The 13,076-nt window shown below is 50.9% G+C and carries 13 protein-coding genes; 7 read left to right on the top strand and 6 right to left on the bottom strand.

Annotated elements, in window-relative coordinates; translation table 11 throughout:
- Window positions 1-313 (bottom strand): aminoacyl-tRNA hydrolase (gene pth, locus UC14_RS21040; protein ID WP_198670102.1); only part of this gene is annotated, 313 nt, incomplete at its 3' end.
- Window positions 314-605: 292 nt separating this feature from the next.
- Here pth and ychH point away from each other — a divergent pair.
- On the top strand, window positions 606-884 hold the full coding sequence (gene ychH, locus UC14_RS21035; RefSeq protein WP_013575592.1) for a stress-induced protein YchH: 279 nt from the start codon (window positions 606-608) through the stop codon (window positions 882-884).
- A gap of 122 nt (window positions 885-1,006) precedes the next feature.
- Here the strand turns inward: ychH and prs are convergent, their stop codons facing one another.
- From prs to lolB, 3 genes are all read right to left on the bottom strand, one after another.
- Window positions 1,007-1,954 carry a ribose-phosphate diphosphokinase gene (gene prs, locus UC14_RS21030; protein WP_013575591.1) on the bottom strand — a complete coding sequence of 316 codons (948 nt, stop codon included), beginning with the start codon at window positions 1,952-1,954 and terminating at the stop codon, window positions 1,007-1,009.
- A 162-nt stretch (window positions 1,955-2,116) separates the two neighbouring features.
- Window positions 2,117-2,980 (bottom strand): 4-(cytidine 5'-diphospho)-2-C-methyl-D-erythritol kinase, encoded by an 864-nt coding sequence (gene ispE, locus UC14_RS21025; RefSeq protein ID WP_013575590.1) that lies wholly within the window; start codon window positions 2,978-2,980, stop codon window positions 2,117-2,119.
- Between the two features lies 1 nt (window position 2,981).
- A complete protein-coding gene (gene lolB, locus UC14_RS21020) occupies window positions 2,982-3,605 on the bottom strand; it encodes a lipoprotein insertase outer membrane protein LolB (RefSeq protein ID WP_013575589.1) in 624 nt (207 codons plus the stop codon).
- Window positions 3,606-3,867: 262 nt separating this feature from the next.
- Here lolB and hemA point away from each other — a divergent pair, with 262 nt between their 5' ends.
- The 6 genes from hemA to kdsA all read left to right on the top strand — a co-directional run bounded on the left by hemA (window position 3,868) and on the right by kdsA (window position 9,285).
- Window positions 3,868-5,130, top strand: a complete 1,263-nt coding sequence (hemA, locus tag UC14_RS21015; protein ID WP_013575588.1) for a glutamyl-tRNA reductase — start codon at window positions 3,868-3,870, stop codon at window positions 5,128-5,130.
- A gap of 32 nt (window positions 5,131-5,162) precedes the next feature.
- On the top strand, window positions 5,163-6,245 hold the full coding sequence (prfA, locus tag UC14_RS21010; RefSeq protein ID WP_013575587.1) for a peptide chain release factor 1: 1,083 nt from the start codon (window positions 5,163-5,165) through the stop codon (window positions 6,243-6,245).
- Window positions 6,245-7,114, top strand: a complete 870-nt coding sequence (gene prmC, locus UC14_RS21005) for a peptide chain release factor N(5)-glutamine methyltransferase (RefSeq protein WP_013575586.1) — start codon at window positions 6,245-6,247, stop codon at window positions 7,112-7,114. The genes prfA and prmC overlap by 1 nt, the downstream gene beginning before the upstream one ends.
- Before the next feature lie 19 nt (window positions 7,115-7,133).
- Window positions 7,134-7,523: a SirB2 family protein gene (locus tag UC14_RS21000; protein WP_013575585.1), complete on the top strand. Its 390-nt coding sequence runs from the start codon at window positions 7,134-7,136 to the stop codon at window positions 7,521-7,523.
- A 2-nt stretch (window positions 7,524-7,525) separates the two neighbouring features.
- The gene (sirB1, locus tag UC14_RS20995) at window positions 7,526-8,335 is read left to right on the top strand and encodes an invasion regulator SirB1 (RefSeq protein WP_013575584.1); all 810 of its coding nucleotides are present in this window, start codon (window positions 7,526-7,528) and stop codon (window positions 8,333-8,335) included.
- A gap of 95 nt (window positions 8,336-8,430) precedes the next feature.
- On the top strand, window positions 8,431-9,285 hold the full coding sequence (kdsA, locus tag UC14_RS20990) for a 3-deoxy-8-phosphooctulonate synthase (protein WP_015689950.1): 855 nt from the start codon (window positions 8,431-8,433) through the stop codon (window positions 9,283-9,285).
- A 63-nt stretch (window positions 9,286-9,348) separates the two neighbouring features.
- On the opposite strand, the gene dauA is transcribed toward kdsA, so the two are convergent.
- On the bottom strand, window positions 9,349-11,016 hold the full coding sequence (dauA, locus tag UC14_RS20985) for a C4-dicarboxylic acid transporter DauA (RefSeq protein ID WP_037034063.1): 1,668 nt from the start codon (window positions 11,014-11,016) through the stop codon (window positions 9,349-9,351).
- Window positions 11,017-11,437: 421 nt separating this feature from the next.
- On the bottom strand, window positions 11,438-12,145 hold the full coding sequence (locus UC14_RS20980; RefSeq protein WP_013575581.1) for a GNAT family N-acetyltransferase: 708 nt from the start codon (window positions 12,143-12,145) through the stop codon (window positions 11,438-11,440).
- Window positions 12,146-13,076: the final 931 nt, after the last annotated feature.

Raw genomic sequence — 13,076 nt, 5'->3', positions numbered from 1 at the left:
TCGCCATGCCCGGCGGGATATCCAGCTCGTCATGCGCGACCAGAATTTCATCTGGCTCAATGCGATAGAACTGCGCCATCGCCAGAACCGCTTTGCCACTCAGGTTCATAAAGGTGGTCGGCACCAGCAGACGGACGTCCTGACCGGCCAGAGAAAGGCGGGCGGTATAACCAAAAAACTTACTTTCTTCTTTCAGTTGCTGGTTGTGCTGGCGGGCGAGAAGGTCGACGTACCAGGCGCCGGCATTATGGCGGGTCTGGGCGTATTCTGCGCCGGGATTGGCCAGTCCAACGATCAATTTAATGCTGCTCACGATGTTCGCTTCTTTATCCGGTGAGGTTTAGCGCGCTAGTTTACCTGTCACTTTGGGCTGTGCCAAATATCAGACAGGGCAAACCCGCCTGATGTGCCAGATTTTGAATAGTTTACGTGTCTGACTATTCACTTTCCGAACGTATCTGACTGGAAAACGTAAAGATTTGTCATTCAATGTTCTCTGTCTGTGATCGTGACCGCAAAGTGAACCGGATGGGACGTCTATAGTTAAAGGCAGGAAAAGACAAGACAGCAGTGATGCTAAGACTATCGACAACTGGAGGTGACTTATGAAACGTAAAACCGCAAGAATAATCGGCAATGGCCTGATGGGACTCGGTTTGCTCACAATGGTCGGTGGTGTTGGTTATTCCATCCTGAATCAGATGCCTGAACTGGGGTTACCACAATTTTTAGCGCATGGCGCAATTGGTAGCATCTTCGTCGGCGCCATTTTATGGCTGGCGGGAGCCAGAGTCGGTGGACAGGAGCGTGTTGCAGACAGGTACTGGTGGGTTCGTCATTTTGATTCCCGCTGCACGAACGGTAAGTCACACCGTCATTCCTGAGTTTATCAGGCTGTAATCTGGCTTCTTTAGTAATAAAAAAACCGTTGTCGCTCACACGATAACGGTTTTTGCATTTCAGGTTCTGTCAAAACAAAATGCCCCTGAAAACAGGGGCATAATGATTAATGCTCGAACATCGCAGAAATGGATTCTTCATTACTGATGCGGCGGATAGCCTCAGCCAGCATGCCTGACAGGGTCAGGGTACGCACTTTTTTCAGTGCACGGATTTCAGCGGAGAGCGGGATGGTGTCACAGACAATCACTTCGTCGATGACGGAGTTTTTGATGTTTTCCACTGCATTGCCGGAGAAAATCGGGTGGGTGGCATACGCGAATACGCGTTTAGCACCGCGTTCTTTCAGTGCTTCGGCAGCTTTACACAGCGTGCCGCCGGTATCGATCATGTCATCAACCAGTACGCAGTCACGACCAGCGACGTCACCGATAATGTGCATCACCTGAGAAACGTTTGCGCGTGGACGACGTTTATCAATGATAGCCATATCGGTATCGTTCAGCAGTTTTGCCACAGCACGGGCACGAACAACACCGCCGATATCCGGAGAAACCACAATCGGGTTTTCCAGGTTCTGTTGCAACATGTCTTCAAGCAGAATAGGGCTGCCGAACACGTTGTCTACCGGGACATCGAAGAAGCCCTGAATCTGCTCTGCATGCAGGTCTACAGTCAGAACACGGTCAACACCGACGCTGGACAGGAAGTCAGCAACAACTTTAGCGGTGATAGGCACACGGGCAGAACGAACCCGGCGATCCTGACGTGCATAGCCGAAGTAAGGAATAACGGCTGTGATACGACCAGCGGAGGCGCGGCGTAAGGCATCAACCATTACGACCAGTTCCATCAGGTTATCGTTAGTAGGCGCGCAGGTGGACTGGATAATGAAAATATCTCCGCCACGTACATTTTCGTTAATTTGCACGCTTACTTCACCGTCGCTGAAACGACTGACGGCGGCGTCACCAAGGCTGGTGTATAAACGGTTGGCAATACGTTGTGCTAGTTCCGGGGTGGCGTTACCAGCAAAAAGCTTCATATCAGGCACGAGAAGAACCTCAGGCTTGCGTCCAGGGAAGACATTGGCTTTTGGCACCACCGGGCGGTGAGCGGTACCAAAGCATTATGCTCACGATACTTCTAAATCTTACTACTTAAATCTGTTGAATAATTGGCTGGCAAAGAACAGACACAAAACTACCGTGACTCTCTACGCTTTGCCCGCAGTTCTCAACCAGACGTCACGAAAACGGTGCAACGGCGAGATATTAACACCTTGTGCGACAAAACTCCGACTCCACGATGGTGTTTTGTCTAAAACCTGACGGGCGGCAGACTCGGTGTCGAATTCCGCAAACACACAGGCACCCGTTCCGGTCAGTCGCGACGGCGCGTATTCTAACAGCCAAGAAAGTAGCTGTTCAACCTCGTAAAAACGTTTTCTCGCAATCGGTTCGCAATCATTTGCGTAAGGCGTGTCTAAAAGCACATTTACAGTGCGTTTTGGTGTATTTCTGGTCAGTTGCGGATCGCTGAAAATCACCGGCGTCGCAATGCTGACACCCGGATGGGCGATCAGATACCATTTTTCCGCCGGTTCGACCGGCTGCAAAATCTCGCCAATCCCTTCAGCAAAAGCAGCATGGCCCATCACAAAGACCGGCACATCCGCGCCCAGCGTCACACCCATCTGAGCCAGTTCGGTATCAGAAAGGCCGCAATTCCATATCGCATTCAGTGCCACCAGCACAGTGGCGGCGTTGGAAGAACCGCCGCCCAGACCGCCGCCCATTGGAATTCGTTTTTGCAAGGTAATGTCTGCCCCCTGAGACGTGCCCGCGTGCTGTTGCAGAAGACGGGCGGCGCGTACCACCAGATTCTCGTCATCTGCAACGCCTTCAACTGGCGTGGTCAGCACGATATCGCCGTCGTCGCGGACTTTAAAACTCAGGCTGTCACCGTAATCCACAAACTGAAACAGTGTCTGCAGATCATGGTAGCCATTCGGGCGCTGGCCGGTGATATAAAGGAACAAATTGAGTTTAGCCGGAGAAGGCCACCATTGCTGCGTCATCTCAGTTTAGCGTCCAGTTATCCATTTTCAGCTTGATACGCTGTTCTCCCTGGGTCATTTCCAGACGCTGCGGCAGGGACGGTTTGGCATCCTCGTCATAGCTCTGATACACCACGGTGCCTGGTTTTCCGTTCTGCGTGAACTTAACTTGTGACAGGCGGTACTGACTGTCGAGGGTGAAATCGGTGCCGTCACCCGGCAAACCGAGCATCCACAAACGCAGATTAGCCAGCGGAATCGACATACCGGTCAGTTTCTGGATCATGTCATCCGGATTATCACTGGTGTAATGCTTGCCTTCATTGTTGGTCAACTGCGCAATACCGCTTTGCACTTTTAATTCCATTTCCGTGCTGCCCAGCGGATTGGTCAGCAATAAACGGTAGCTGTCAGGGGAATATTGTTGCCAGAAGAAGCGGGCATAGACTTTCTGTTTATCGGAAAGATAAGCGAAAGAACCGCGGGTCTGATAATGCTCGAGTTGTTTAACCTGAGCTTCGTGTTCACGCCACTGCGGTGAAGTCGGGCTGGTCGCCGGGCCTTTCGGCGCGTTAATCGAACAGGCGGCAAGGACTAAGCTTGCAAGAGGAAGAAGGCGAACAAAGTGTGCTTTACGCATTGGCATAACAGATAAAATCCTTTGTGCTTTGGCGAAATGGGATGCCAGGGCAAATGTGGCGTGCGTCAGTTTAGCACAGCCCGCGCGAGGGGTGATCTCAACCCTGTGCAGATGATCGGCGATTGAAAGGTTTTGGGACAATGCTGATGTGTAAAAGGATTTAACCGAAGATGCTGTTCGCCTTTTATTGATCTCGCGCATCTTGTAGAATGCCCAACAGACGTAAACCCATACTATTATAAAGTATAAGCCGATAATCGCTCTCCCTATGACCCTGCTTGCATTAGGTATCAACCACAAAACCGCCCCGGTGTCTCTGCGTGAACGGGTAACATTTTCACCCGAGACCCTCGATCAGGCGCTCTCCAGTCTGCTCCAGCAACCGCTGGTGCAGGGCGGTGTCGTGTTGTCTACCTGCAACCGCACTGAGCTGTATCTGAGCGTTGAGCAACAGGAAAACCTGCAGGAGCAACTGGTTAAGTGGTTATGCGATTACCATCATCTGAGTGAAGATGAAGTGCGCAAAAGCCTGTACTGGCATCATGATAATGAAGCCGTCAGCCATCTGATGCGCGTGGCGAGTGGACTGGATTCACTGGTGTTAGGCGAGCCGCAGATTTTGGGGCAGGTTAAAAAAGCCTTCGCCGAATCGCAAAACGGACGGGCGGTTTCCGGTGAACTGGAGCGTCTGTTCCAGAAATCTTTCTCCGTGGCCAAGCGTGTGCGTACTGAAACTGATATTGGCGCCAGCGCCGTTTCTGTTGCGTTTGCGGCCTGTACTCTGGCACGCCAGATTTTCGAATCCCTTTCTGAGCTAACCGTCTTGCTGGTCGGTGCGGGTGAAACCATCGAACTGGTGGCGCGTCATCTGCATCAGCATAATGTCCGCCACATGATGATTGCCAACCGTACGCGTGAACGTGCGCAGGTGCTGGCGACGGAAGTGAACGCAGAAGTGATCAGTCTGCAGGATATCGATTCCCGCCTCGCTGAAGCGGACATTATTATCAGTTCTACCGCCAGCCCGCTGCCGATTATTGGTAAAGGCATGGTCGAGCGCGCGTTAAAAGCCCGCCGTAACCAGCCGATGCTGATGGTGGATATTGCCGTTCCGCGTGATATCGAACCGGAAGTCGGCAAACTGGCGAACGCCTATCTGTACAGCGTCGATGACCTGCACAGCATCATTCAAAACAATCTTGCACAACGCAAAGCGGCGGCCATTCAGGCTGAAACTATCGTTGAGCAGGAGAGTTCAAACTTCATGGCCTGGCTGCGTTCGCAGGGAGCCGTTGAAATTATTCGTGATTATCGCTCGCGTGCTGATATTATTCGCGCCGACGCACAAGCAAAAGCTCTTGCCGCCATTGCGCAGGGCGCTGACGTCGAAGCGGTGATCCATGAATTAGCCCACAAATTGACAAACCGCCTTATTCACGCACCAACCCGTTCTCTGCAACAGGCAGCCAGCGACGGTGATGTGGAGCGTTTGCAAATTTTACGCGACAGCCTCGGGCTGGGTCAGCAATAGTTCTCCTTTTCTCACAGGGTTAAACACCACGCATGAAGCCTTCTATTGTTGCCAAACTGGAAGCGTTACAAGAGCGCCACGAAGAAGTGCAGGCGATGCTTGGCGATGCCGGCGTCATTGCCGATCAGGATAAATTCCGCAGTCTTTCCCGCGAATATTCACAGTTAACGGCTGTTTCTGAATGTTTTCTTGCCTGGCGTCAGGCACAGGAAGATTTAGAAACTGCTGAGATGATGCTCGACGATCCTGAGATGCGCGAAATGGCGCAGGATGAGATCAAAGAGTGCAAAGCCAATATCGAAGAACTCGAAGAAAAGTTACAGGTTCTGTTACTGCCAAAAGATCCGGACGATGAACGCGGTTGTTTCCTGGAAATTCGTGCAGGAACCGGCGGTGACGAGGCGGCTATTTTCGCCGGTGATTTATTCCGTATGTACAGCCGCTACGCCGAAATGCGTCGCTGGCGTGTAGAGATCGTGAGCGCCAGCGAAGGCGAACACGGCGGTTATAAAGAAGTGATCGCCAAAATCAGTGGTGAGGGCGCTTACGGCCAGTTCAAATTTGAGTCAGGCGGCCACCGCGTTCAGCGTGTACCGGAAACCGAATCTCAGGGGCGTATTCATACCTCCGCCTGTACCGTTGCCGTGATGCCGGAAATTCCGGAAGCCGAGCTGCCGGAAATCAACGCCGGCGATTTGCGCATTGATACTTTCCGCTCATCCGGCGCTGGCGGACAGCACGTTAACACCACGGATTCCGCGATTCGAATTACCCACATTCCAACCGGTATCGTGGTGGAATGTCAGGATGAACGTTCACAGCACAAAAACAAAGCCAAAGCGATGTCCGTGCTGGGCGCGCGTATCCGTGCTGCGGAAGTGGCAAAACGTCAGGCAGAAGAAGCCTCGACGCGCCGTAACCTGCTCGGCAGTGGCGACCGTTCTGATCGCAACCGTACCTACAACTTCCCGCAGGGGCGTGTTACCGATCACCGCATCAACCTGACGATTTACCGTCTGGATGAAGTGATGGAAGGTAAACTGGACAGTCTGATCCAGCCGATCGTGCAGGAATATCAGGCCGATCAACTCGCCGCGCTATCTGAGCAGGACTGATGGATTTTCAGTCCTGGCTGCGTGATGCCACCCGCCGTCTTGCTGCGGGTGAAAGCCCGAAGCGGGATGCTGAAATCTTGCTTGGTTTTGTGACCGGCCGGGCAAGAACTTTTATTATGGCTTTTGGCGAAACGCTGCTGACAGCCGGACAACTTCAACAACTGGAAATTCTGCTTGCGCGACGTGAGCAGGGCGAACCGGTTGCCTATCTGACCGGCGAGCGAGAATTCTGGTCGCTGCCACTGTCTGTTTCTCCCGCGACATTAATTCCCCGTCCTGATACCGAATGCCTGGTGGAACAGGCGTTGATCCGTCTGCCTTCTCAACCCGTCAGCATACTGGATCTCGGCACAGGAACCGGTGCGATTGCACTGGCGCTGGCCAGTGAACGCCCGGATTGCAAGGTTACCGGTGTCGATCTGCAACCGGATGCTGTACGCCTCGCCCAACACAACGCGCAAAAGCTGAATATCCTGAATGCGCGATTTTTGCCGGGCAGTTGGTTTTCACCGGTAGCCGGTGAACGTTTCGCGCTGATAGCCAGTAATCCGCCGTATATCGATGCCGCCGATCCGCACCTGGCGAAGGGTGATGTACGTTTTGAGCCCGCCAGCGCGCTGGTGGCAGAAAATGCCGGTCTGGCTGATCTGGCGCATATTATTCAGGCGGCACCCGCGTATCTTCACAAAGGCGGCTGGTTACTGCTCGAACATGGCTGGCAGCAGGCGACTGACGTGCAGGCGTTATTGCGCGATGCCGGTTATCAGCATATCGCGACGGTAAAAGATTATGGCGATAACGATCGTGTCAGCCTCGGGCAGTGGGAGCCGCTACACGGATCAGAAGAAAATCAATTGGTTAGAATTTAAATTTCAAAGGAAACGGACAATGGTATATGTCTGGATCAAGAATCTGCATCTGCTCACTATAACCCTGAGTATTGCATTGTTTGTTTTACGATTTTTTTGGAAATGGGCAGGTTCTGCTATGATGCAGAAACGCTGGGTGAAGACTGTTCCCCATATTGTGGATACAGTGCTGTTATTAAGTGGTATTTCGCTTATCTTCATCACACACTTTTATCCGTTCAGCCCTCAGGGAACCTGGCTGACCGAAAAGATTTTTGGCGTTATTATCTATATCGCGCTGGGTTTTGTGGCCCTGAGCAAGCGACCAGTCAGTCAGAACATCCGCTGGCTGGCCTTTATTCTGGCGCTCGCTTGCCTGTATCTGATTCTTAAACTGGCGCTGACGAAAATACCGCTGCTAATGGGATAACTATGAGTACCCTTGCTGATTTTGAATTTAACACCGCCCGGCTCAGTACCGGGGTGATCAAAGTAACGGAAGCCGTGCGTTTCGATTTCAATGCGGACGACGTTCGCCACCAGTTACAGTCACTGGTCGATGAAGCCCGCCGCGTCGTTCCTGAAGAGCTTGATCAGGATCAGCAGCTCGAAGTGTTGATTGAACTGTTTTACCGCACCTGGGGTTTTGGGGGCGCTGGCGGCGTTTATCGTCTGTCTGATGCTATCTGGATCGACAAAGTGCTGTCTTCGCGTCAGGGCACACCGGTTTCACTGGGGGTGATTTTTCTGCACATTGCCCATGAACTGAGTTTGCCGCTGATGCCGGTGATTTTCCCCACTCAGCTTATCTTGCGTGCTGACTGGCTCGACGAAGAAATGTGGCTGCTTAATCCGATCAACGGCGATACGCTCAATGAGCATATGCTCAGCGTATGGCTGAAAGGCAATCTGGGCGTAATGGCGGAAATAGAAGATGACGATCTGGAAGAAGCGGAAAACACGCTGATCGTCCGCAAAATGCTTGATACGCTGAAAGCCGCGCTGATGGAAGAAAAACAGTTCGAACTGGCTCTGCGCGCCAGTGAAACGGTATTGCAGTTTGACCCGGAAGACCCCTATGAAATCCGCGATCGCGGGCTGATTTATGCTCAGCTGGAATGCGACCATGTGGCGATTTCTGATCTCAATTATTTTGTTGAGCAGTGTCCGGAAGACCCGATTTCAGAAGTGATTAAAGTGCAGATCCATTCGATTGAGCACAAACAAGTTACGTTGCACTAATTTATACTTACCTTACGTCACATTCGAAAAGTTATGATATAACAATGAGTTATGTTATTTTCGGGTGAAGGATTTATCACTAAAAAGGCCAAAGCATGAAACATAAAGTGGTTAGCATTCAGGACATCAAAGTCGCCAACGATCTGCCGTTTGTATTGTTCGGCGGGATGAATGTACTGGAATCGCGCGATATGGCGATGCGTGTGTGCGAGCATTACGTCACTGTGACGCAGAAACTCGGCATTCCTTACGTGTTCAAGGCGTCTTTCGATAAAGCCAACCGCTCATCTATTCATTCCTACCGTGGTCCGGGCCTGGATGAAGGTATGAAAATTTTCCAGGAGCTGAAAAAAGCATTCGGCGTGAAAATCATCACCGATGTGCATGAATCCTGGCAGGCGCAGCCTGTATCTGAAGTGGTTGATGTGATCCAGTTACCTGCATTCCTGGCGCGTCAGACCGATCTGGTTGAAGCCATGGCGAAAACCGGCGCAGTAATTAACGTGAAAAAACCACAGTTCGTCAGCCCCGGTCAGATGGGCAACATCGTCGACAAATTTAAAGAAGGCGGCAACGATCAGGTGATTCTGTGCGATCGCGGCAGTAACTTCGGTTATGACAATCTGGTTGTCGACATGCTGGGCATGAATGTGATGATCAATGCTACGGGCGGTCATCCGGTGATTTTCGACGTGACTCACGCACTGCAAACCCGTGATCCTTTCGGCGCTGCTTCTGGCGGTCGTCGTGCTCAGGTTGCTGAACTGGCTCGTGCCGGTATGGCGGTAGGTATCGCCGGTCTGTTTATCGAAGCGCACGAAGATCCTGCTCACGCGAAATGCGACGGTCCGTCAGCCTTGCCGCTTGATAAACTGGAACCGTTCCTGGTTCAGATGAAAGCCATCGACGATCTGGTGAAAAGCTTCCCGGCGCTCGATACCAGCAAGTAATCTGACCTATTCAGATAAAACAAAGGCGACCTCCGGGTCGCCTTTTCCGTTTACCGCGCAGGTTTATAACGCGTCGTGCAAAGAACTGTGGAAACTCAGTTTGCCTTCCACCGGCTGCATTCTGGCGCGGGCCAGGGTTTTCAGCGGCTGGAAAGGGATCTCAGCGATTCGCAGTTCTGTGCCTTCCGGCAAGGTATTGATGAAGTTGCGTAATGCACTGACGCCACCGGCATCGAGTACGGCAACGCGATCCCATACCAGAATGATCACTTTCTTGCCTTCGCTGCGCACCTGCAATTCACTGAAGATACGTTCCGCCGCAGCAAAGAACAGCGGGCCATTGATACGCAGCACCAGCGTATCTTCCGGTATGTCGGCCATCACTTCCGTCAGGCGGGTGAGTTTGGCGATACGGCGCATAAACAGCAGCGACGCCATCACGATACCTGCGGTAATCGCAATCACCATGTCGAACAGTACCGTCAGGCTCATGCAGGTTAGCATCACCAGAATGTCGTCTTTCGGTGCACGGCGCAGTAAATCCACCACTTTATGCGCTTCGCTCATATTCCACGCCACCATCAGCAATAACGCCGCCATCGCCGCCAGGGGCAGCCATGAAAGCAACGGTGCGAGAATGAGCAGGGCGAGGATCACCAGCAGCGAGTGAATAATGGCCGAGACCGGAGATGTTGCACCGGCGCGAACGTTAGCCGCAGAGCGCGCAATCGCCGCTGTAGCGGTGATGCCGCCAAAGAAAGGGCTGACCATGTTGCCGATACCCTGACCGATCAGTTCGTTATCCGAATGGTGTTTTTTGCCGGTCATGCCATCGAGCACCACGGCGCAGAGCAGGGATTCAATCGCGCCCAGCATTGCCATGGAAAACGCAGCAGGCAGCAGCGCCTGCACCAGAGACCAGCTCAGTCCGCTGCCATCGGATTGAGTCCACGGCAGGGCGAATTGCGGCAAAATAGGCGGAATGCCGTTGCCCTGCGAACCGTCAGGCAGCAGGAAGTGAAAGCGTGAACCTATGGTGGCGACAGGGTGTCCTGCCTGCATGAAAATGGCCATCACCGCGCAACCCGCCAGCAGAGCCGGAAGATGGCCGGGCACGCGCAATCCCAGTTTTGGCCAGAGGATTAATATACCGAGCGTCACGATCCCTATCGCGGCATCGCCGATATCCAGCGTTGGCAGCGCCATGACCAGCGCCGCAACTTTACTCAGATAATGTTCCGGCACCGTTGCCATCGTCAGGCCAAAGAAATCTTTAAATTGCATGGTGCCGATGGTGATCGCAATACCGGACGTAAAGCCGAGCGTGACAGGCAGCGGTATGTATTCGATCAACCGGCCAAATCGCGCCAGCCCCATGAAGAGGAGCATAAAACCAGACATCAGCGTAGCCAGCAATAAACCGGACAAGCCGAACTGTTGTGAGACTGGATAGAGAATGACAACAAACGCCGCCGTCGGGCCGGAAACACTGAAACGTGATCCTCCGAAAACAGCGATGACAATCCCGGCAATGGCCGACGTATACAGCCCGTATTGCGGCGGTACACCGCTGCCAATGGCCAGCGCCATGGCCAGCGGGATGGCGATGATCCCCACGGTGACGCCAGCAATGGCATCTTTGAGTAAGCGTTGAAGCGTATATTTTTCACGAAAACAGGCGTCTATCAGTGCGCTGAAAGGCCTGATATGGCGTCTTCCTGAAGTATTCATAGGATGTAAATCACCTGACAGAAGAATGGATATTAACCCGGTATTCCTTCACCGGAAAAACGGTAGCCTACGCCTTTCAGGGCCACTACGCGTAGACATAAATCAAGCCTTGCTTACACAAAGGCGTGTTGCCGCCCTTATAGTGTAATTGTTCGCCATGTGATGTGCCGCCAGATATTTCATGCGTGAAAATAATCATGGCATTCATCATCTGTATTTAACTTAATACCCGAAATCAGCCTGAAAAAGCCCGGGAGGATGCATTTATCTGTGCCGGACATACGGTAATGATGTAGTTAAAAATAATCCCGGCAACCGGATAGGCTGCTGATGAATCAGCGGATCTACACGAAAAACGCCCGATGCAGACGAAGGCTATAGTCTGCATCAGGATTGGTTTTGGTCTCTCCCCATTTACCTGCTACGGGTGAGGCATAAACTCTGCCAGCGGATACTTTTGCTTTCCACGGTCATCAAGGTTGGAAGGGCTTAACCAACTTTCCATGGCCCGACGGATCCCATCCCACTCCTCGTCAATAATGGAGTACCAGCGGATGTCACGGCTATGCCCCTTCGAGACTTGTGTCCGTCTGAGCGTACCTTCATAGGTAAATCCAAGTCTTTCAGCCGCACTGATGGCGGCCTGATGCAGGCTGTCACATTTCCAACCGCACCGGCGATACTGGAGTGTTTCCAGGGTGTAAGAGAGTAAAAGAAATATGGCTTCTGTGCTGCACAAGGTCCGTTTCATAAGTGGTGACCAGTTAACCCAGCCAATTTCTACAGATCCGTTATCAGGGTCCATTCGTTGCAACGCGAGAAAGCCCGTGGCCTTACCCGTGGACAAATTAATCACCGCGTAAAAAAGCGGATCTTTGCTTGCGGAAAGTGAGGCGATATAGTGATCGCACTGTCTGATCGTGATGGGGCGTTTAATATGAAAGTATGTCCAGTCACGTTCGTCATCGATACTGTGCCAGGCGTCAAATAAATCCCGGCTATGTTTGAGATCAATCGGCTCAAGCAGACAATATTTCCCCCTAAGTATAACTTTTTGCGGGAGCGAGCGTGGCTGCCAGTCGGGGAGTGATTGACCCAATTCTTGTCCGTAAACATTTACTTCCGTCATTATAAACCTTCATGCGTGGTTAAATTTATAAAAGTGTCGCCGGGTGACAGTAGACAAAATGAACTCAACCTGAATACAGCAAAGTGACACACCAGTGATGATAATAATCAATACGATAAATCTGGAACGCCATACATTCTTTTTGAAAGATTTTTGAAAGTCAGTTTGGTTAACATAATAAAATCCTTATTTAACATATCCATATGTTTTCTTATATTATTTTAGCATTCCCTGGTGTGGGTGCATTGTAGCTGAAATATTTATCGGTAAAAAAATAATTTACCTTAGGTCGAAATTCATTAATTATCACAAATCAAACTCAATAGTTTGATTTATATGTACTTTAATTTTCACGGCGTTATCGGGTACTATTCAAAATAGTGCGCCAGATCACAGGGATGTATTGATGTTGTGACTAGCAGGCTAATGTTAAATGACGTTGTTATTCCTCGTTTTATTATAATTGCCCTCTGCTTTATTCTGGTTTCATCATATTATTTTTAGGTTTTTATGATTTGCGTAAATTATTTGTATTCGTTTTTTGAGTTTTCCGCGTAATGACATGTTGACAGGGCTAAATAATTAAATTGATCAGGATAATGAAAATGAGGCATACAAATTATTAAAATGTAGACTATGCTTATTAAGTTCAGGAACGTCTGGATGCAGTAGTATAAATAATGAAGTTTTTGGCGCTGATAGCCTGATGTATCAGCGCTTTTTTTTATTTTCTATCATATTTTTATTTATTGCTCTGCCGTACGAATAAGTCTCATTCAGTCGAATATTTGGACAGTGGTAATATTATTGGTATATCAAAATCTTTAACCTTCTCACAATTAAAAGGAGCCTTGTGCGGCTAATGCCGTCACTTAAGGTGACCGGCATTGTTTTTTAAGGGATATTTCGACCTTTTTTCTCTCACTTCCCT

It is taken from the genome of Rahnella sp. NRRL B-41462 (assembly GCF_003263525.1).
Classification (GTDB): Bacteria; Pseudomonadota; Gammaproteobacteria; order Enterobacterales; family Enterobacteriaceae; genus Rahnella; species Rahnella aceris.
The sequence above is the reverse complement of the archived record's forward strand: the minus strand, read 5'-3'. Positions and strand labels throughout refer to the sequence as shown.

Excerpts from the sequence above, each read along its gene's own strand:
- kdsA (WP_015689950.1), top strand. The coding sequence starts at position 8,431 with ATGAAACATAAAGTGGTTAGCATTCAGGACATCAAAGTCGCCAACGAT.
- lolB (WP_013575589.1), bottom strand. The coding sequence starts at position 3,605 with ATGCCAATGCGTAAAGCACACTTTGTTCGCCTTCTTCCTCTTGCAAGC.
- UC14_RS21000 (WP_013575585.1), top strand. The coding sequence starts at position 7,134 with ATGGTATATGTCTGGATCAAGAATCTGCATCTGCTCACTATAACCCTG.
- dauA (WP_037034063.1), bottom strand. The coding sequence starts at position 11,016 with ATGAATACTTCAGGAAGACGCCATATCAGGCCTTTCAGCGCACTGATA.
- prfA (WP_013575587.1), top strand. The coding sequence starts at position 5,163 with ATGAAGCCTTCTATTGTTGCCAAACTGGAAGCGTTACAAGAGCGCCAC.
- sirB1 (WP_013575584.1), top strand. The coding sequence starts at position 7,526 with ATGAGTACCCTTGCTGATTTTGAATTTAACACCGCCCGGCTCAGTACC.
- UC14_RS20980 (WP_013575581.1), bottom strand. The coding sequence starts at position 12,145 with ATGACGGAAGTAAATGTTTACGGACAAGAATTGGGTCAATCACTCCCC.
- hemA (WP_013575588.1), top strand. The coding sequence starts at position 3,868 with ATGACCCTGCTTGCATTAGGTATCAACCACAAAACCGCCCCGGTGTCT.
- ychH (WP_013575592.1), top strand. The coding sequence starts at position 606 with ATGAAACGTAAAACCGCAAGAATAATCGGCAATGGCCTGATGGGACTC.
- prmC (WP_013575586.1), top strand. The coding sequence starts at position 6,245 with ATGGATTTTCAGTCCTGGCTGCGTGATGCCACCCGCCGTCTTGCTGCG.
- ispE (WP_013575590.1), bottom strand. The coding sequence starts at position 2,980 with ATGACGCAGCAATGGTGGCCTTCTCCGGCTAAACTCAATTTGTTCCTT.